The 19,569-nt window shown below is 35.9% G+C and carries 19 protein-coding genes; 18 read left to right on the plus strand and 1 reads right to left on the minus strand.

Going from position 1 to position 19,569, the window contains the following annotated elements; all coding sequences use genetic code 11:
• Positions 1-68 precede the first annotated feature (68 nt).
• From O1Q81_RS03650 to O1Q81_RS03730, 17 genes are all read left to right on the plus strand, one after another.
• The gene (locus tag O1Q81_RS03650) at positions 69-506 is read left to right on the plus strand and encodes a prepilin peptidase (protein ID WP_386689525.1); all 438 of its coding nucleotides are present in this window, start codon (positions 69-71) and stop codon (positions 504-506) included.
• A gap of 53 nt (positions 507-559) precedes the next feature.
• Entirely contained in the window at positions 560-1,348 is a 789-nt protein-coding gene (locus O1Q81_RS03655) for a flp operon protein C (RefSeq protein ID WP_386698272.1), read from the plus strand.
• Between the two features lie 2 nt (positions 1,349-1,350).
• Positions 1,351-2,745: a type II and III secretion system protein family protein gene (locus O1Q81_RS03660; RefSeq protein WP_386698274.1), complete on the plus strand. Its 1,395-nt coding sequence runs from the start codon at positions 1,351-1,353 to the stop codon at positions 2,743-2,745.
• Positions 2,742-3,236 carry a protein RcpB gene (locus tag O1Q81_RS03665; protein ID WP_386698276.1) on the plus strand — a complete coding sequence of 165 codons (495 nt, stop codon included), beginning with the start codon at positions 2,742-2,744 and terminating at the stop codon, positions 3,234-3,236. The genes O1Q81_RS03660 and O1Q81_RS03665 overlap by 4 nt, the downstream gene beginning before the upstream one ends.
• A 25-nt stretch (positions 3,237-3,261) precedes the next feature.
• Positions 3,262-4,383 carry a pilus assembly protein gene (locus tag O1Q81_RS03670; protein WP_386698278.1) on the plus strand — a complete coding sequence of 374 codons (1,122 nt, stop codon included), beginning with the start codon at positions 3,262-3,264 and terminating at the stop codon, positions 4,381-4,383.
• 14 nt (positions 4,384-4,397) lie between these two features.
• Complete coding sequence (locus tag O1Q81_RS03675) at positions 4,398-5,678, plus strand: CpaF family protein (protein ID WP_386689538.1); 1,281 nt, start codon at positions 4,398-4,400, stop codon at positions 5,676-5,678.
• Positions 5,675-6,568, plus strand: a complete 894-nt coding sequence (locus O1Q81_RS03680) for a type II secretion system F family protein (protein WP_386689540.1) — start codon at positions 5,675-5,677, stop codon at positions 6,566-6,568. The genes O1Q81_RS03675 and O1Q81_RS03680 overlap by 4 nt, the downstream gene beginning before the upstream one ends.
• Positions 6,565-7,422 (plus strand): type II secretion system F family protein, encoded by an 858-nt coding sequence (locus tag O1Q81_RS03685; protein WP_386689542.1) that lies wholly within the window; start codon positions 6,565-6,567, stop codon positions 7,420-7,422. Before O1Q81_RS03680 ends, O1Q81_RS03685 begins: the two co-directional genes overlap by 4 nt.
• Positions 7,412-8,161 carry a tetratricopeptide repeat protein gene (locus tag O1Q81_RS03690; RefSeq protein WP_386689545.1) on the plus strand — a complete coding sequence of 250 codons (750 nt, stop codon included), beginning with the start codon at positions 7,412-7,414 and terminating at the stop codon, positions 8,159-8,161. The genes O1Q81_RS03685 and O1Q81_RS03690 overlap by 11 nt, the downstream gene beginning before the upstream one ends.
• A 25-nt stretch (positions 8,162-8,186) precedes the next feature.
• Positions 8,187-8,732, plus strand: coding sequence for a TadE/TadG family type IV pilus assembly protein (locus tag O1Q81_RS03695; RefSeq protein ID WP_386698280.1), 546 nt, complete (start codon positions 8,187-8,189; stop codon positions 8,730-8,732).
• On the plus strand, positions 8,701-9,291 hold the full coding sequence (gene tadF / locus O1Q81_RS03700; protein WP_386698282.1) for a tight adherence pilus pseudopilin TadF: 591 nt from the start codon (positions 8,701-8,703) through the stop codon (positions 9,289-9,291). The genes O1Q81_RS03695 and tadF overlap by 32 nt, the downstream gene beginning before the upstream one ends.
• Before the next feature lie 21 nt (positions 9,292-9,312).
• Positions 9,313-10,929, plus strand: coding sequence for a TadE/TadG family type IV pilus assembly protein (locus O1Q81_RS03705; protein WP_386698284.1), 1,617 nt, complete (start codon positions 9,313-9,315; stop codon positions 10,927-10,929).
• Positions 10,930-10,998: 69 nt separating this feature from the next.
• The gene (locus O1Q81_RS03710) at positions 10,999-12,603 is read left to right on the plus strand and encodes a phosphoethanolamine transferase (RefSeq protein WP_386698286.1); all 1,605 of its coding nucleotides are present in this window, start codon (positions 10,999-11,001) and stop codon (positions 12,601-12,603) included.
• Positions 12,604-12,702: 99 nt separating this feature from the next.
• The gene (locus O1Q81_RS03715) at positions 12,703-13,014 is read left to right on the plus strand and encodes a type II toxin-antitoxin system RelB/DinJ family antitoxin (protein ID WP_386698288.1); all 312 of its coding nucleotides are present in this window, start codon (positions 12,703-12,705) and stop codon (positions 13,012-13,014) included.
• Complete coding sequence (locus O1Q81_RS03720) at positions 12,986-13,306, plus strand: type II toxin-antitoxin system YafQ family toxin (RefSeq protein ID WP_386698289.1); 321 nt, start codon at positions 12,986-12,988, stop codon at positions 13,304-13,306. Before O1Q81_RS03715 ends, O1Q81_RS03720 begins: the two co-directional genes overlap by 29 nt.
• Positions 13,307-13,560: 254 nt before the next feature.
• Positions 13,561-15,444, plus strand: coding sequence for a beta-glucoside-specific PTS transporter subunit IIABC (locus O1Q81_RS03725; RefSeq protein WP_386698291.1), 1,884 nt, complete (start codon positions 13,561-13,563; stop codon positions 15,442-15,444).
• Positions 15,445-15,488: 44 nt separating this feature from the next.
• Positions 15,489-16,949 carry a glycoside hydrolase family 1 protein gene (locus O1Q81_RS03730; protein ID WP_386698292.1) on the plus strand — a complete coding sequence of 487 codons (1,461 nt, stop codon included), beginning with the start codon at positions 15,489-15,491 and terminating at the stop codon, positions 16,947-16,949.
• Between the two features lie 85 nt (positions 16,950-17,034).
• On the opposite strand, the gene licT is transcribed toward O1Q81_RS03730, so the two are convergent.
• Complete coding sequence (gene licT / locus O1Q81_RS03735; protein WP_386698294.1) at positions 17,035-17,871, minus strand: BglG family transcription antiterminator LicT; 837 nt, start codon at positions 17,869-17,871, stop codon at positions 17,035-17,037.
• 207 nt (positions 17,872-18,078) lie between these two features.
• Between licT and nagE the strand changes: the two genes are divergently transcribed.
• Positions 18,079-19,536: an N-acetylglucosamine-specific PTS transporter subunit IIBC gene (gene nagE / locus O1Q81_RS03740; protein WP_386698296.1), complete on the plus strand. Its 1,458-nt coding sequence runs from the start codon at positions 18,079-18,081 to the stop codon at positions 19,534-19,536.
• Positions 19,537-19,569: the final 33 nt, after the last annotated feature.

A 19,569-nucleotide genomic window follows, 5' to 3' on the forward strand; every position in this document is an offset into this window, starting at 1 on the left:
TTAAAAAAGTAATAAGGGGAAATGGATTTCCCCATTCTTATTATTATAAAGCATAAAGTAGTAAAGTGATGTTTAGAGAAAATCTCATAATATTTTTTGATATCCTGACTATTCTTTTATTAATCAATGTTTCTTACTCTGATATTAGACGTAGGATTATTGAGAATAAAATCGTTGTTATTTTATGTTTTATATTAATAATGTTAACTTGGTTGAAATATGAAACCATTTTTATTTTAACCCCAATATGTGTTTTACTGATAGGATTTTTATTATTTAGCCTGAAAGTCATAGGCGGTGGCGATGTAAAACTGATTGCCGCATTAACCTTATCTTTACCAAATGATCAAATCCCATCACTTTTCTTTTTTATTACGCTCTCAGGGCTACTTGTTATTATCTGGGGTTTTCTGTTTCACAGAAAATCTATTACAAACAACGGTGTACCTTATGGTGTTGCCATTAGTTTGGGTTATTTAGTCAATATGTTTTTGTATAGTACATAACCCCTTGTGTTATGACTATATTAACTTTATTAAATTTAATTTAAGGATTAAAAATGAATTATAGAATTCTTTTTTTCATTTCATTTCTTATTCTTGCGGTTGGTTTAGGTGGATTATTCTTAATTCCATCATCAGATGAAGCTGATTCTGATGTAGGACTTGAGAACCAAACCACCGAAGTCAAAGAACCAGGAAAAGAACAAAAATTAATTACCACTGCGGTATTAACGCGTAATGTAACCAAAGGATCATTGCTTCAAGCAGAAGATTATACCCTTTCTGATTTAACCGTTGATATAGATAGCCCTTTAGTTGATAAGGATGTGAAAGACTGGATTAATAACTCGGCAAATCATTCTTTGCAGGGTTTTTTAATGTCTGAAAACTTAACCAAAGATTCTTTCTTATCAAAAGATAATATCATTTCACCTGACGACCCAAGATTTTTACTTTCTAGCGTAGATGGCAAACGTGAAGTTGCCTATCGTATTTATGTTAAACCAGAAGATGCTTATTTGTTAGATACCGTATTAGCGGGTGGCTCAGTGTCTATTTTTGGTCAACAAACTGCCAAAGGATTTGACAGTGCGGACAGAAATGAATTAATCAAAGTGATTGACAATGTGTTGGTGTTATACACGAAGAAATTTTCCGATAACGAAATTCAAAGATCGGATAGCAAAGATTTTGTTGGTTATATTACGGTGAAAGTCGAAGCTGACCAAGTGCAAAACGCTTATTCCGTTGCCAAAGAAAGCAAATTAATCGTTTTACCAACCAATACAGAAGCCTCCACGATTAATCATCGCGGCATGTTTATTAGAAAATTAAGAGGACAATAAGAATGTTGACCAGTAGAAAAAAATGGCTAGCTAAGTTTATTGGTGTAGCATTAATCTGTTTATCATATAATGCTTTTTCGCAAACCTTTAATTTGGAAAAAGGACAATCTCGTTTAATTAAATCAGATCAAAAAATTGATACGGTGTTTGTTTCTTCTCCGAATGTAGCGGATTATGAAATTTTAGATGATCACAGTTTTATGATTTATACCAAAGACGAGGGTAAATCAGAAGTGGTTGCCTTTGACGAACAAGGTAATCAAATCAAATCCGATATAATTAATGTGAATAACGCATTAAGTAATATTTCTGATACTAACAGTCAAATTAAAGCACGTTTCCCAAACAGCAAACTTTCAGTTAAAAAAGTCGGTAAGGCTTATGTAATTGAGGGTGAAGCCAATTCAGAAAATGAACGTGATGAAGTGAATCGCATTGTGGGTGCTTCATTAGGTTCTAGCCCGAAAGTGACAGAATACAAATTGCAACATACTAATGGTAGCGAAGATAAAGTATCGTTTTTAGATAAATATAGCTATGACGATGTGATTAATAATTCTCGAGTTGCTGATAATGCACAAATCAACGTGAAATTAACCGTTGTTGAAGTGAATAAGAAATTTTCTGATGCGTTAGGGATTAACTGGAATAATCTCCATGGCAATTTGCTCAACAACTTGGGTAAAAGTTTTTCAGGCAGTGGCAGTTTTAATGGTACAACGGGCGGAACCTTGACTCTTAATGCTGAAGGACTAAGTATTTTTATTAATGCGTTAGATAATCAGAACAATGGTAAAGTCCTTGCAGAACCAAATGTTTCCATGTTATCAGGTGAAACAGCGGATATTTTAGTCGGGGGCGAAATTCCTTTTGCTCAACGTGACCGTGATGGTAATCCAAGTATTATTTACAAAGATTTCGGGATTAAATTAGGCGTGGGTGCGAAATTACAAAAAGATAATCGCATTCGTTTAGCGTTGGCTCAAGAAGTGAGTACCTTAGCAGGTAACTATACCTATGACGGTATCGGTGAAGTGCCATATTTCAATACTCGTCGTTCTAAATCAACCTTTGAAATTGCAGACGGAGAAAGTTTTATTATCGGTGGTTTACTGAGCCAAGATGATATTGAGGGTTTATCTAAAATTCCTGTGTTAGGCGATATTCCAATTTTAGGTGCATTTTTCCGTAGTGCGTCAACCAGCCATGAAAGCAAAGAGTTAGTGATTGTGGCAACGGTTAATTTGGTGAAAGCGGTAACTGATGATCAAATTGTTTATCCAACATTTGAACAAACGGGTACTATGGAACGTTTCTTCAATGTAACACCGTTGAAAAAAGTTTACCACAAAACACAGACTTCTAATTTCTTGAGAAATGGAGGATTTATCCAATGAGAAGAATTTTAGCAGGATTATTATTAGGCGTTTGCTGTCAAACAGCATTCGGACAAATGAATGAGTTGGTAAAAAATACCGCTATCGCACAGCCAACCCAAAGTAAATATGCACCACATACTCAATTAGTGAACCGTCATGTATTAGCCAATAATACAGATTTAGCCGTCCACAATGTTGTGCGTGATGTAGTACGTGATGTGGGCAGCGATAAAAGCAAAAAGGTCAATATTATTTGGGCAAATTCATCAGCAAAACATAATGCTGAACATATTCAAAAAGCCTTGATTGCGAAAGGAATTAAGAAAAATAATATTCAAATCCAAAATGGTAGCAAAAATCAGATGCTTTATCCGCTCTATGTTGAAGTCGCACATTGGGGTGCGAAGAAAACAAATTGCCGTTTTGATACCGCAGAGGACCACATGAGTTATGATCCTTATAACCCTTGTGCTACGAAAAATAACTATCGAATTCAATTAAAAAACTAATCGGGAATTTATTAAAGGTCAATTTATGTTGTTACTTGATAAAGAAAATGTTGTTACAGATAGTGCAAGAAAAATAATTATTCTATCTGAAAGAGAAGAAATACAGACTCATGTTGCACAATTACTGCGTACTCGTGGTTTAGAACGAATTGAAATTGTCGAGAAAGATTTTTTAACTGATGATGATATGACTTTTAACGCAGAGGAAACCGTAGGGATCATTGCTGATATCCATAATGCTTCTAATGTCAAAGTTATTTCTGAACGTGTTAATGCAGTTGTGCCACAACATATTTGGTGTTGCCTAATTGGGACATGTGACTCTATTTCTATTGCACAAAAATTATTGAATAAAAGTATTCTTTATTTCAATAGTGATTCTCAATTAATCCAAATGGCAGAGAGAATTATTTCTGCTGGGGTGAGTATTCCACAAGTTAGAAATACCATTAAAGTCTGTGTGTTAGGCTGTAAAGGCGGAATTGGTGCAAGTTTTATTAGTTCGCATATTGCCAGTAATATTGCGGCAACTAAAAAAGTTCCTATTTTATTAGCACAGGGTTCAAATGGATCACAAGATTTGGATCTGTTGTTTGATAAAAAAGTACAAGATATTGTCGAATATGAATCAAATTTGCATTTATTCAAAGGCGAACCACAAAATTTAGATGTGGCACTCACTGAAAAATACAATTTTATTATTTATGATCAACCTATTTTCAATGTCCACCCTGAGCAATTTGCTAGTTTCATTGATTATAGTAACAATTTTGTGTTAGTGGTTGAACGCCGTATTAGCTCATTACGTGTGGCTAAACAATTTTTAGAACAATGTGATCGTATTTCTGGCACGACAGGCAAAGCAATTCGTACGTTTATTTGTATTTCAGATAGTTCGTTGGAAACTTCCAAATTAATGGCAAGAACTGATATTGAATCTTTATTAGGCTGCCCTGTTGATGCGGTAATTCCATTTTTGAAACAAACTGAAAGCCGCACTGTTTTATCAGTGAAGTTGCCAAAAGAGGGTCAAACTGAAATTAATAGTTTAGCAATGAAAGTGCTTGGTACGATTTCACGTACCACATTCCGCCGTAATAAAAAGAAAAGTAGTTTATGGACTTCTATACTTGATGCCTTTAAATAAGTAGGTGAATTTAGATGTTAACTAAAGAACAACAAATCTTTTTTCGAAATGAGCTATTAAGTAATTTAGATATTGAGAAACTTGATCAGATACAAGATGAAAGAAATGAAGTTATTGATGAACTAATTCAGGTTGTATCTCAAGTTTCTGCGAATCATAACCTTTATATTACTTCTGCGGATGCCCGTTTTATGGCGGAAGTCATTGCTGATGAAATTGATGGTTATGGACCCATGCGAGAATTAATGGCTGATGATACGGTCAATGATATTTTAGTTAATGGTCCTGATGATGTTTGGGTAGAACGTGCGGGTTTATTGGAAAAAACTAATAAATCGTTTATCGACAATAATCAGCTAACGGATATTGCAAAACGTTTAGTGGCAAGAGTGGGTCGCCGTATTGATGACTCTTCACCTTTGGTGGACTCACGTTTACCAGATGGTAGCCGTTTAAATGTGGTGGTACAGCCGATTGCGTTAGATGGTACTTCTATTTCTATTCGTAAATTTAGTAAATCAAAAAAATCACTACAAGAATTAGTGAATTTTGGTTCAATGTCACGTGAAATGGCGAATTTTTTGATTATTGCAGCCAGATCTCGAGTCAATATTATCGTTTCAGGTGGTACAGGTTCAGGTAAAACAACCTTGTTGAATGCCTTATCTAACTATATTTCGCCACAAGAACGAGTAATTACATTGGAAGATACCGCTGAATTACGTTTGGAACAACCGCACGTTGTTCGGTTAGAAACACGTTTAGCGGGGGTTGAGCATACTGGTGAAGTAACCATGCAAGATTTGGTGATTAACTCTTTACGTATGCGACCAGAACGTATAATTGTCGGGGAATGTCGTGGTGGGGAAGCCTTTCAGATGCTACAAGCAATGAATACGGGACACGATGGTTCTATGTCAACCCTGCACGCCAATAGCCCGCGAGATGCTTTAGCTCGTTTGGAAAGTATGGTGATGATGTCAAACGCTTCACTGCCACTCGAAGCAATTCGCCGTAATATTGCTTCTGCGGTTAATATTATTATTCAAGCCACACGTTTAAATGATGGTTCAAGAAAAATTATTAATATTACCGAAATAATGGGCATGGAAAATGGGCAAATTGTATTGCAGGATATTTTTAACTTTGAGCCAAGCCAACATCGTGATAAAGATGGTAAAATTCTCGGCGAATTTGTTTGTCACGGCTTGTTGAAACGTTCGATTGTTGCACAAAATGCACAGATCTTTAACTTAGGTTCAGAGTTGGCAAGTATTTTTGAGGGGGTTGAATGAGTACTCTTCTTCTATATTACTTAGTAGTATCTTTCGGGGTATTATTATTTATTTATACTGCAACGATTTTCTTTTCTACTCGCAAGAAAATTAATAATAGACGTAATGTTTCATTTAAGACGTTTAGTAATTTTGTTGCAGACCTGAAAGCAAAATTTGTATTATGGAAATATTATTTCGTTTCGGGTAATAGTAAAAATTTAAGTAGAAATGTGCTGATTACTTTGGCTATCTTTTTTACTTGTTATTACTTGAATTATGAATTTATTAAATGGGATCGATTTGTTTTTGCTGGATTTTTCTTAGTGCTGTTGGTGTTGTTTGTTTGGAAAAAAGGACAACGTCATAATAGAAAAATTTTTGAAGATAAGTTTCCTGAAGTTATACAAATCATGAACTCAGCCACTTCCGCAGGTGCAGGCTTATTACAAGCACTTGGGCATTGTGGCAGAGAAATCCCAGGGCAATTAGGCGATGAATTTAAATCTATTCATAAACGTTTAGCCATTGGTGAAGATGCAGCTTCAGTGTTTGATGATAGCTATAGCCGTTATCCTTATAAAGAATTTTATTTTTTCATTACGATTATTCGAATTAACCTTGATAAAGGGGGACAAATGCGTGAAGTTATTTTCCGCTTAGGTCGAATGATCGCTGATAGTAAAAAAATGGAAAAGAAAAAAAGAGCAATGACCTCGGAAGCTCGTATGTCTGCCATGATTGTAGCGGCTTTCCCTGTGCTATTTTTTATCTTTATGAGATTCACCATGCCAGAAAATTATGACTATGTAGTTAATGATCCTAGTGGGCGTATTATTCTTTATTATGTACTAGGTAGTGAACTTTTTGGTATGTCAATTATTTGGTGGTTAATGAGGAAGTCAACATGACATTAAATGTATTTCTATACTATTTCACATTAACGTTATTCGGAATGATTTTGTTGTTTTTTGCATTTTCGGCTAAAAAGAAATTAGATCGGAATAAAGAATATATTTCAGGCGAAAAACCAAAAGAGAAAGATGACACAGAAATTAATCAGGGTAAAAATAAACAACAACTTGAACTAGAGTTATTATTAATCAATAATAACCCAGTGCTGAAAGTGTTAGGTATTTTTGATAAAAATATAAAACTTAAGATTTTATTAACCTTATTTTTATTCTGTATTTATTATCTTTTTAATCAGGACGCTGATTCAATTTCTATGCTATTAGCTGGTGCGGTAATATTTGTTTTTGTTATTCTTGTTCCAGGGATTACAACCAGTACTGTATTAAAAAGAAAAATTAAGAAAATAATGGTAGATTTACCAGGCTTTGTTGATCTTGTGGCAGTCTGTATTCAAACTGGGATCAGTATTGATGCGGCATTAAAACGTGTTGCAAACGATTTCGAAGTATTAAATTCTGATCTAAGTTATGTAATGTTACGTATTATTCGGAAATCTGAAATTACGGGCTTGAGTGCAGCATTGCAAGATTTAGCGATTTCTTTGCCAACCAGAGAAATTCGAATGTTTTGTACTGTATTACAGCAAAGTCTTAGTTTTGGTTCTTCTATTTATTCACATTTAACGCAGTTATCTGCTGATATTCGAGAAACGCAGTTATTAGAAATAGAAGAAAAATTAGGTACGCTTGCCGCTAAAATGAGTGTTCCTTTAATTCTGTTTATTATGTTTCCAATTATTATTTTAATCTTAGCACCGGGTGCAATGAGGGTATTTCCAAATGTATTTTAAATTAATTAAAAAAGTATTACTTCTAGGTTTCGTTGTTTCGTTGACTGCTTGTGCAAACTTCAATAAACCAACAACCGCAGAGAATTTTGAAGCAAAAGAAAAGCTATATGAAAGCACCAAAAATTACGGTGGTTTGATTTCGCTTTATCGTGATTCATTAAAAACCAATGATGATCCGAATGTTCGCTATAAACTAGCCAATAGTTATCATATCAAAGGAGATTATAAATCTTCTATGTTATATTTAACGCCATTATTGGATTTGCAAAGCCCGTTAGCTGTTCAAGCGAGTGTGTTGCAAGTTAAAAACTTAATTCAGTTGAAACAATATTCTCAAGCAGTTTCAGCCGCAGATGCTGTGCTACAAAGAGATCCGAGAAATGCTGAAGCCTATAATTTGCGTGGTATTGCTTTCGCACATCTAGGACGTTTATCTGAAGCTCAAAATGATCTTGTGAAAGCCAGAGAATTTTTCCTTAACGATGTGGCGGCGATTAATAATATGGCAATGTTAAATATTATTAGTGGTGACTACCGTAATGCGGTGGATTTGTTACTACCACAATATTTAAATGGGGTGAAAGATCAACGCTTAATTCATAATCTAGTTTTTGCTTTAGTGAAAAACAATGATACTGATTACGCCTTAGATATTATTCGTAAAGAACGTTTAAGCACCTCGCCAGAAGATCTTGTATCCGCATTAAAAAAAGCAGAAAAAATCACCGCACATAAATAATCAGGATAATAAAAAAGGTTAATTTATGATAAAGAACTTGAAGAAAATGCTAGTAAACCCGAATGGGGTTTCTACTATCGAATTTTCTCTCACCGTTGGTATCTTCTTTTTTGTGGTGTTTCTCATTTTTGAATTATGCCGCTTGGCAATTATTTCTGCCTATTGGGATTTAGCGATTACTGAAAGTGTCAGAATCGCTAAAAACCAACGGGCAGCCAATAGTGACTATAAAACCCAGTTTGAGAAAATCTTAATAGAGCAACGTAATGACTTACAGAGCGGTACTATTGCGTTCTTAGGGGAAGCTAATAATAAATTAGAGGTTGATGTTAAATATGCGGATTCCCTTGATGATTTAGTTAATGGAAAATTTAAAAGAGATCCTAAGGATTCAAATAAATTTTCTTCTACGGGGGTGAATTCTACTTTGGCATTATACACCGTAAAATATAGTTATCAGCCAGTCGTGCCTTTACCATTTTTACCGACAAGCTGGACGAATAATTTATTAGAAAGAAAAATTGTTATGGTACAAGAATATGAAAGATCGCAATTTCAATACACAAATTAAATCTTTTTCCAGCAATAAAAAAGGCTCGGTTACGATTGAGTTTGTTCTTATCATGATTGTGTTAGCGGTTATTTTTGCTTTTATGGCAGATTTAGTGTTTGTGCGTTCGACTTTAGGAAAACTAGATAATGCCTCTTATTCATTAGTCAATATATTGCGTGAACGTAATCAACTATATAATGGCAGTGAAACTATTTCACAGGATACAAAAATAGCTAATAACGATTTAGTTACCTTTAAGAAATTAGCGTCAGGAATTTTGTATGGTAGTAATGATCATGATGCGATGATTATTTTGGAGCAGTTGACTTTTAATGGGGCAACACCAAACACGCCGACAGTATTAGGTGATACTACCAAGTGTCAACCAAGCATACCATTAAGACAGCGTGCAGATTTATCACCACGTTCCGAGGCGAATGGTGAGCGGAAAATTCCACTTTATCAAGTTACCGTTTGTATGGAAACTGGCAGTGGCTTATTTAGAGCCTTAGTTGCAGGTGATAGTGCTAAATCAAACGGAATGCTACGTTCTACCTCTTTAGCTGTATCCCGTTAATATTATAGAAGAGATTTTAATGTGAAAAACATAGTTTATATTGCCAAAAATAGTTATAAAGCCACACTTTATTTTTATAAAAATGAAAGTGGGGTTTATAGCGTTATGATGGGATTACTTTCTGTTGTATTGGTGGGTTTAATCGCCTTTGCAGTAGATGGTTCAGGGCTGTTATTAGATAAAGCTCGTTTTGTACAAGGTATGGAACAAGCGAGTTTGGCGTTGGTGGCAGAAAATAATGCTAATAGACAAAATAAAAGCCATTACGATGTTACACGCCAGCAAAGTGATAAATCTGATGCTAATGCGAAATCCGAGGAGCAACAAGATAAACGCAATCAAGAATTAATCAGAGGAATTGTTCAAAGCTATTATTTAGGTAATACTTATCGTCCTAATCCTAAGGATAATAATTCAGATATTAAAGATGAATACCACTATAAATGTGGTCCTATTGATAATGGTTCTAATGGTATTTCTAAAACCGTGGCTTGTGAAGTGAGCGGTAATTTTGATCGCCCGTCTTGGTTTTATTTGAAAGATCAAGCGTTATCTTTTGACAAAACAGAAAAAATCTCTTCTGGGGCGATTTATGCACAGAAAAATCAAGATGATGTTGCACCATTGGATTTAATGTTAGTCAGTGACTTTAGTGGTTCTATGAATTATGATGTTGAAACAAATTCAGTAAAAGATTCCTCTAAGTCTAAATTAAAAGCTCTTAAAGAGGTTGTTGCATCTATTAGTGAAGATTTGTTAGATTCTAAAAAAGCTGAAAACGACAATCGCAATATTAGTCCTTTTAATCGTATAGGTTTTACAGCTTTTTCTTTTGGAGCACAGCAAAAAGATCGTTCAGGTTATTGTTATTTGCCTTTTTATTTTAAGAATAATTTGGCAGCAAGTTTGAGTCCTCATTTAACAAAGTCATCTAAGACAAATTCAGATTATAAAGAAATTATTAAATATATGAATGACTCTGTAGATTTAGATAAAACGATTAATTTAGTGGATTCTAATTCGTTTAATGGTAAAGATTTTAGTGATAGAGATTTTATTTCTTATACAAAATCTGCATTTTGTTTAGGCAGTAGTTCAAATACTACAACCAATTTTTGGTATGGTAAAGATCAGCACACCACCTTAAAAAATACTTTTAGTGCATTAGATGCCGCAGGGGCTACTTTAAGTAGTTCTGGTTTATTGATGGGTGCTAATTATTTAATGGATAAGAATACTAATCCTGAGGCATCGCCAGCAACATTAAAAACGAATACACAGCGTATTCTTATAGTATTATCTGATGGTAAGGATGAACTTTCAAAAGAGTTAAATCCAATATTAGTAACACCAAAACTTATTGCAAAAGGACTTTGCGATAAAATTAGAGCTAAATTAGATTCTTTACAAGATAAGAATTATACAACTCGTCCAGCAAGAATTGCCTTTGTCGCTTTTGGTTATCCACCTGACGGCGAGCAGAAAACAGGTTGGCAAAATTGTGTTGGCGAAAAAGGTTACTATCTAGCCAGTAGTAAAGAAGAGCTTTTAGAAACTTTCCGCCAAATCGTTGGTTTAAACGAAGAAGTTGGACATGCACTTGATTCAAAACCCAACTTCTATCAAAATAAAAAATAACATCCACTCCCGTTTCCCAAAACATCATAGGTTTTGGGAAACTTATTTTTCCAATTATTTATTTTAATTATGCTAAAAAGAATTCGTTCCTATTTAGAAAACCGCTTATTTTATATTTGGTTACTGTTCTTCTCCGTGTTAACCGTATTTATTTCACCAGAAAAAGCGATTCATTACGCCATTGCCAGCACCTATATTTTTTATTATTTAGTCTATGCGATAAATCGCAAATTATTCTTTTGGGTGGTGGGGTTTATCACCATTACATTAGCCTTATATTATCCCGTGGATTTACGTTATGGCTCATTAAATTCAGGTATTGTTGCTGCCTTTATTGAAACGAATATTGATGAATCCTTATCCTTTATTCAACAGTTGAAAATATCCGATGCGTTGATGCCGTTTCTGTTTGTTTTTTCAGCGTATATTTTATTTAGACTGGAAAAATATAATAAACCGAGTGCGGATAATAAAACCATCTTACATAGTATTCTGTTTTTAGTGCTATTGTTTAGCGTGCTTTATTTGCCAACCAAAGTTTATGTTCATCAACAAGAGAATAGTATAGAAGAAACTTCTTGGACGCTGTCCGATACGCCAGTTAATTTTATTTCTTTTTACACCAATATTTATCAAAGTATTACAGATTATTACAGCGAGAAAAAAGAATTAGAAAATCTCACCAATGCTGTTCCACCATGGCAGGTTTCTTCCGTGCAAGCAAAATACAAAAATTATGTGTTGATTATTGGCGAAAGTGCCAGACGGGATTGGGTGTCAACCTATGGTTTTAATTTACCGACTACGCCATTTTTAGATAAAACTAACGGCTATATTAATAGTGGTTATATTTCCGCTGCACCTGCGACTTATCATTCTTTACTGTATTCTTTGTATTTTAAGGATCAAAAACATAAGAAAGTGAATTATGCCTATAATATTATTACCTTAGCCAAAGCCGCACAGTTCAAAACTATTTGGCTATCCAATCAAGGTAGCATGGGAAAATTCGACACCATTGCCAGTCGCATTGGTGCTTCGGCAGACGTGCATCTTTTCACCAAGAAAGGAGCGTTTAATACCAGTTATATTGATGATGATAAATTGCTGGAAATGCTTACCGAGCAAATGAGCCAAACTGCCACAGACGGCAATAGATTGTTTGTATTACATCTTATGGGATCTCATGCAAAATTTTGTGATCGTGTAAATGATAAAATTACCCTTGATTTCATCAACAAATCGCTTTCTTGCTATGCCAGTAGCATCTTAAAAACCGATAATTTGATAGAACATATTGTTGATTTATTAAAACAACAACAGCAAAGTTATTCATTGATTTATTTTTCGGATCATGGTTTATCTTATACCGATAAAGAAGATAAAAACGAATTGAGTTTAGCTCATGGTAGCGAGTTCAAACAAAATTATGAAGTGCCGTTCTTTAAATTATCCAGCGATGACACGCAAAGGGAAGTGGTCAATGTACAACGTAGTGCGATGAATTTTATGTACGGTTTTGCCCAATGGCTAGGCATTCAAACCCAAGAATTGAATACGGGCTATGATTTTTTCTCTGATAAGAATGATACGGATATTAAAGTATTTAATTTCGAAAAAGAAGTCCCTTTTTCTGAATTAAAAGAGGATAAATTACCAGAATATGAGCAATAAAACGAAATTTGTATTTCATTTGCATTACAATATTGTTGGTGTTATAGTAATGATGTGTTTCATTGAAATACATCATCAACTTAATAGGAGAGTAACTCTATGTCTAATTTAAATGCTGCGATTAATTTCAGAACTGCGGATAGTCTTAAAGTGAATGCTTATAAGATCATTCAAAGTTATGGATTTACACCATCTCAGGTCTTTAATCTATTTTTAACCGAGATTGCTAATACCAAAACAGTACCATTAAATTTAAGTTACTTGAAACCCAATGCCGAAACCTTAGAAGCTATGGAAGAAGTGAACAGTGGAAATATGGAATATCATCTTGTTGATGATGATCCAGCTAACCAAATGCTGGACATAGCTAAGGATAATGTTAATGCAAAAAAAATTAAACGAAACGCCTAAAAAACGTTATGTGGCTCAAACGAAAACTTTTAGTAAAGATCTTGTAAAATATACCAAATCAAAACCTGAGATTTTTACTTCAACCGCATATAATGAGGTGATAAGTAACATAAATCAAGGAATGCTACTTCCCGAAAAATATAAGGATCACTCATTGAGTGGTAATTTTGAGGGATTTAGAGAATGCCATATATTTAATGATTTATTGCTGATTTATAGTATTAAAGAAGATGCAGATAGTATCAAAATTAGCTATACAAGATTAGGGACACATTCAGAATTATTTGAGTAACTTGGATAAGTTTGTGAGATTTTTTAAATAAAAATCACCGCACTTTTGCAGAAATTTTCCTAGAATTTGTGATCAATGTCACAATTTTATAAATTAATGTTTTACAAAATATCTCGTTTCTGATTATACTCAAGCCAACACTTAGGGTGTTACGTTAATTCGGCAAGCCTAAGCAAAATAACAACTCGTTTGAGCGTTATTTTGCTTAGGCTTTTTTATTACCTCAAAATTAAACACATTAAGAGGAACGCATTATGGCTAAAGATTTCGGTAAACTTGCTCAAGAGATCATACAACAGGTAGGCGGTGAACAAAATGTACATTCCTTGGTACATTGTGCGACACGATTACGTTTCGTGTTAAAAGACCGTACCAAAGCGAATAAAGATGCACTTAGTCAGACCGCTGGAGTGATTAGCGTGGTAGAAAGCGGCGGACAATTTCAGGTGGTGATTGGTAATAATGTACCAAAAGTCTATGCGGAAATTATGAATATTGCCAATATTGAAGCAGGCGATGCGAAAGATTTACCGAAAGCCAGCGTGATTAACCGTGCCATTGATTTTTTAGCGGGTTCATTTACGCCGATGATTGGCGTAATGGCTGGTTCGGGTATTCTGAAAGGGGTATTAGCTATTCTTTCTGTGGCAGGTTGGATAGATCCTCAATCGGGTACTTATTTGGTGTTAGATGCCACTGCCAGTGCAACCTTTTATTTCTTACCCGTCTTTTTAGCTTTTTCAAGCTCACAAAAATTAAAAACCAGCCCTTATATTGCGGTAGGTGTTGCCACTGCCTTGCTTTATCCCTCTTTGGTAGAAATAGCCAGCAATGGTAAAGACTTGGTATTATTTGGTTTTGACGTAGCAGTAATGACCTACACTTACAGTGTTATCCCGATTTTACTGGCGGTGTGGGCTCAATCTTATATACAACGCTTTTTTGAAAAAATCTGGCACGAATCGGTGCGGAATTTCTTTGCTCCAGCCTGTACCTTGGCTGTGGTTGTGCCATTAACCTTATTAATTATCGGTCCTATCGGTTCAGGCATCGGACATGCTTTGGCATCTGCACTGTCTTGGATGATGGAAGTTAGCCCAGTGCTAACAGGTCTATTTGTGGGTGGTATTTGGCAAGTGTTGGTAATTTTTGGCATTCACTGGAGTGTGGTGCCGATTATGATTAACAATATGGCAGTGATTGGTTTTGATGTAATTGCACCATTAACAGGTGCTGCCGTACTTGGGCAAGCGGGGGCGACTTTTGCGGTATTTTTAAAATCACGCAATAAAGAGATTAAATCCCTTGCTGGGTCAACCGCTTTTTCTGGCGTTTTGGGGATTACCGAACCATTAATTTACGGGATTACTTTACGCTTCAAAAAGCCCTTTATTTATGGCGTTGTCGGCGGTGCAATCGGCGGTGCGGTGATGGCATTAAGTACGGTGAAAATGTTTGCTTTCGGTTTCAGCGGATTATTGCTTTATCCCGTGTTGATCGGTCCAGAAAGTTCTTTGCTATTCTATTCGTTCGGTTTAGCCACAGCCTTTCTCGTGGGCTGTATATTAACTTATCTTTTCGGCTATAACGATGATATGTTGCCAAAATCGGCTAATAATGTAGAGCCGACTACCACATCGGAAAATACTGTCGTTCACACTATTCCATTAGAAAAATTCAGTTTAATCAGCCCGTTAGAGGGAGAAGTGCATAAATTATCTAGCATTGAAGATCCAATGTTTTCCTCCGAAGCACTTGGTAAAGGCGTTGCGATTTTGCCAACTAAAGGCGAATTGATTTCACCCGTTAACGGCATCGTTAGCTCAATTTTCCCGACTAAACACGCCTACAACATTGTGTCCGATGATGGCTTGGAAATTCTGATTCATATTGGTATAGATACCGTAAAACTAGGTGGCAAGCATTTTAAAACCTTGGTAACGGAGGGCGAGCATATTTCTGCGGGGCAACGGTTAGCTCTATTTGATATTGCGGCAATTACTCAAGCAGGCTATTCAGTCATGACCCCTGTAATTATTACTAATAGCGAGCATTTTCTTGATGTGATTGTTACCGCCGAACCACACATTGCACAAAATGAACCGTTAATAAAAGTGCTACAAACGACTACGGAATAACAGTTTCTTTTTTCAATTAAATTTTATCAACAGAGGACAATATAATGAGTAAATTTCCAAAAGAATTTTTATGGGGCGGTGCTACCGCAGCCAATCAAATTGAGGGCGGTTGGGACGAAGACGGCAAAGGTTTAGCGGGTTCGGATATGGTGGCTTATGTGCCAAAAGAAATCCGAGGGCTAAAATCGGCAGCGATTGATGTATCTTCCGAACGCATTGATGAGATTTTATCGGGCAAATTTGAGGGGCGTTTCCCTAAACGTCACGGGATTGATTTTTATCATAAATATAAAGATGATATTGCCTTGTTCGGTGAAATGGGGTTTAAATGTTTTCGTATTTCTATTCATTGGGCGAGAATTTTCCCGAACGGTTATGATGAGCAACCAAATGAAGCAGGATTGAAATATTATGATGATATGTTTGATGAAATGCACAAACATGGCATTGAACCCATGGTTACGCTTTCGCACTATGAAACGCCGTTGGGTTTAACCCAAAAATACAACGGCTGGTTAGGGCGGGAAGTGATAGCACACTTTGTGCGTTATGCTAAAACCGTATTTAACCGCTATAAAGGCAAAGTGAAATATTGGCTGACGTTCAATGAGATTAACATGGTGACGATGCACAGTGCTTATTGTGGTGCTGGGGTTGTGTTAGATCGAGTACCTGCCGATCAACAGGAAAGTGCCAAATATCAGGCGTTACATCACCAATTTTTGGCAAGTGCATTAGCCACTAAAGCCTTGCGTGAAATTGATCCAAATGCCAAAATCGGTTGTATGCTGGCACGCTTACACCATTATGCGTTAACCGCCGATCCTGCTGATCAACGCCAAGCACAATGGGGCAATCAACAAAACTTATTCTTTACCGATGTTCATGCTCGTGGTGAATATCCGAAATATATGTTACGTCATTGGGCGGAAAATAATGTGCAAATTCGTAAGGAAGTGGGCGATGATGAAATTTTGAAACAGCATACCGTGGACTATATTTCATTCAGTTATTATATGAGTTTAGCGGTAACGACCCATCCGCAAGAAGATGGTGATATTGGCGGTAATCTTTTACACGGGGTGAAAAATCCGTACTTAAAAGCCTCTGATTGGGGCTGGCAAATTGACCCAGTGGGTTTGCGGATTACCTTAAACGATATGTACGACCGCTACCAAAAACCGTTATTTATTGTGGAAAACGGGCTAGGTGCTTATGACCAAGTTGAAAATGGTAAAATTCACGATAGCTACCGTATTGACTATCTCAAAGCGCATATCGAACAGATGGCAGAAGCCATTGCGGACGGTGTGGATCTTTGGGGCTATTTAGAATGGGGACCGATTGATTTAGTCAGTATGTCAACCTCCGAAATGAGTAAACGCTACGGCTTTATTTATGTGGATATTGACGATGACGGCAACGGCACGGGCGAGCGTATTCGCAAAGATTCATTCTATTGGTATAAAAAAGTCATTGCCAGCAATGGGGAAGATTTAGGTTAATTTTAGGTCTTCACAACCTTTCAAGTGCGGTGAAAAAAATGCTGATTTTTTCACCGCACTTTTTTGCTTTTGTGCGATAGCAATTTCATTTACGAATAATGCGTTGAATATGAATAGCCAAATATAACTGTTCATCTTGATTTAATGTTTTATCAAAATTTTTGACTAAGTATTTATTAATTTTTTCCACACATTGATACACATCAGGATAGGCTTTTCGGGTTTGTTGATAGAGAAAATCATCACCAAAATTGGGGATTTCCTGATTGGAGAATAAGCGTTGCGAAAAATGTTGTAAATGGGTGATAAATCGTCCGCAATCAAAATCATTAGGATCTAATACCAGATTAAAATGATAACCGACAATCGCTAAAATATCTTTAATGATTTGCATAGTACGATAAGTTTCAGGCATTTCACTGTCTGTACGAGCGTTAAAAATATGTAAAGCGATAAATCCTGCTTCATCATCGGTCATTTCCACCTTCATTTCACGGTTAATTAATTGCACCGCATACTGCCCAATGGCAAATTCCTTTTTATAGAGGCGTTGAATTTCATAGGATAAGCCATTTTGGATCGGTTGTTGATGATGAAGTCGTTCTACTGCATGATAAATATGATCGGTTAAACTCACATAAATATTATTGGACAATTCCGTCCCTAACAGACGATTGGCGTGCTTGATAATACGATGGGTTAAACGAAAATATTGTGGTGGAATTTCACTTAAAATTTCAGTTAAGTGAGTTGCAAAAATACTTTTATTTAAACTAAAGGTCTTCTCAATAGCTTGCTCATTAGCCAGATCTCCCACTTTTTTGTTAAAGGAAATGCCTTTGCCCAAAATAACTAATTCTGTGCCATGTTCATTTTCCGCCAAGATAGCGTTGTTGTTAAAGATCTTAGTAATTTTCAGCATAGCAATTTCCCGTATATTTAATCATAAAAGGTGGAAAATTCCAGACTCAATTTCATTATAGATAAACCAGACATAAAGTCTATTAGTAATAATAAAAAATATTTTTATAATTTATGACGGAGATCACATTTTTTAAATGATTTTTGAAGTAAAATTTCTTTCGCCGTAAATTAATAAATTAAACTTTCAAAATTCAAGGAGATCATTATGAGTATTCTCAATTATTTGCAAAAAATTGGGCGAGCATTAATGGTGCCTGTGGCAGCTTTACCAGCCGCTGCACTATTAATGGGTGTGGGGTATTGGCTTGATCCAGATGGTTGGGGAGCTAATAGTCAACTGGCAGCATTGTTAATTAAATCGGGTGGAGCAATTATCGATCAAATGCCTTTCCTATTTGCTATTGGTGTGGCTTTTGGCATGTCAAAAGATAAACATGGTTCTGCCGCACTTTCAGGTTTAGTGGGCTATTTAGTGGTGACTACATTGCTTTCCCCAGCCGCGGTTGCTCAATTACAAGGTATTCCAGCCGATCAAGTTCCAGCCGCCTTTAATAAAATTAATAACCAATTTATTGGGATTTTAGTTGGGGTGATTTCTGCTGAGTTATATAATCGTTTCCATACCGTTGAATTGCCGAAAGCCTTGGCTTTTTTTAGTGGTAAACGCTTAGTGCCAATCGTGGTGTCTTTGGTGATGATTATTGTTGCCTTTGTGTTACTTTATATTTGGCCTGTGATTTTTGGTGGCTTGGTGTCTTTCGGTGAATCGATTAAAGATTTAGGTGCAACTGGTGCAGGTATTTATGCTTTCTTTAACCGTTTATTGATCCCTGTTGGCTTACATCACGCCTTGAACTCTGTATTCTGGTTTGATGTGGCGGGTATCAATGATATTCCAAATTTCTTAGGTGGTGCTCAATCTCTTGCCGATGGTAAAGCCGTGGTTGGTGTAACGGGTATGTATCAGGCAGGTTTCTTTCCTGTTATGATGTTTGGTTTACCAGCCGCTGCATTAGCGATTTATCATAGTGCCAAACCAGCCAAAAAAGCTCAGATTGCTTCCCTTATGTTTGCAGCGGCACTAGCTTCGTTCTTTACTGGTATTACTGAACCACTCGAATTTGCTTTTATGTTTGTTGCACCTGTACTTTATCTAGTACACGCATTATTAACCGCACTTTCTGTCTATATTGCCGCATCAATGCACTGGATCGCTGGTTTTGGATTTAGTGCGGGGTTAGTGGATATGGTGCTTTCTTCTCGTAATCCATTGGCAGTGAGTTGGTATATGCTGATTGTTCAAGGTTTGGTCTTTGCTGCGATTTACTATGTGATATTCCGTACTGTGATCAAAATGTTCAACTTGAAAACCCCAGGTCGTGAAGATGATGAAGTGGTTGAAAATATTGAGCAAAATAATGCCAGTTATGAGCAACAAGCCGTACAATTTGTAAAAGCATTAGGCGGTAAACAAAATCTTAGCAATATTGATTATTGCACCACAAGATTACGTTTAACTGTGCAAGATATGCGTAAAATTAATGAATCCCAACTCAAAGCCTTAGGTTCAAAAGGTCTAGTCAAAATGGGCGATAATGGTTTACAAGTTATTCTGGGATTAGAGGCAGAATTTGTTGCAGAGGCGATGAAAAAAGTAAATTAAAATAACTTTATAAAAATAATGCCCTGTAATAAA

Origin of the sequence: Lonepinella sp. MS14436 (assembly GCF_042470565.1) — a bacterium.
In the GTDB taxonomy this organism is placed as follows: domain Bacteria; phylum Pseudomonadota; class Gammaproteobacteria; order Enterobacterales; family Pasteurellaceae; genus Lonepinella.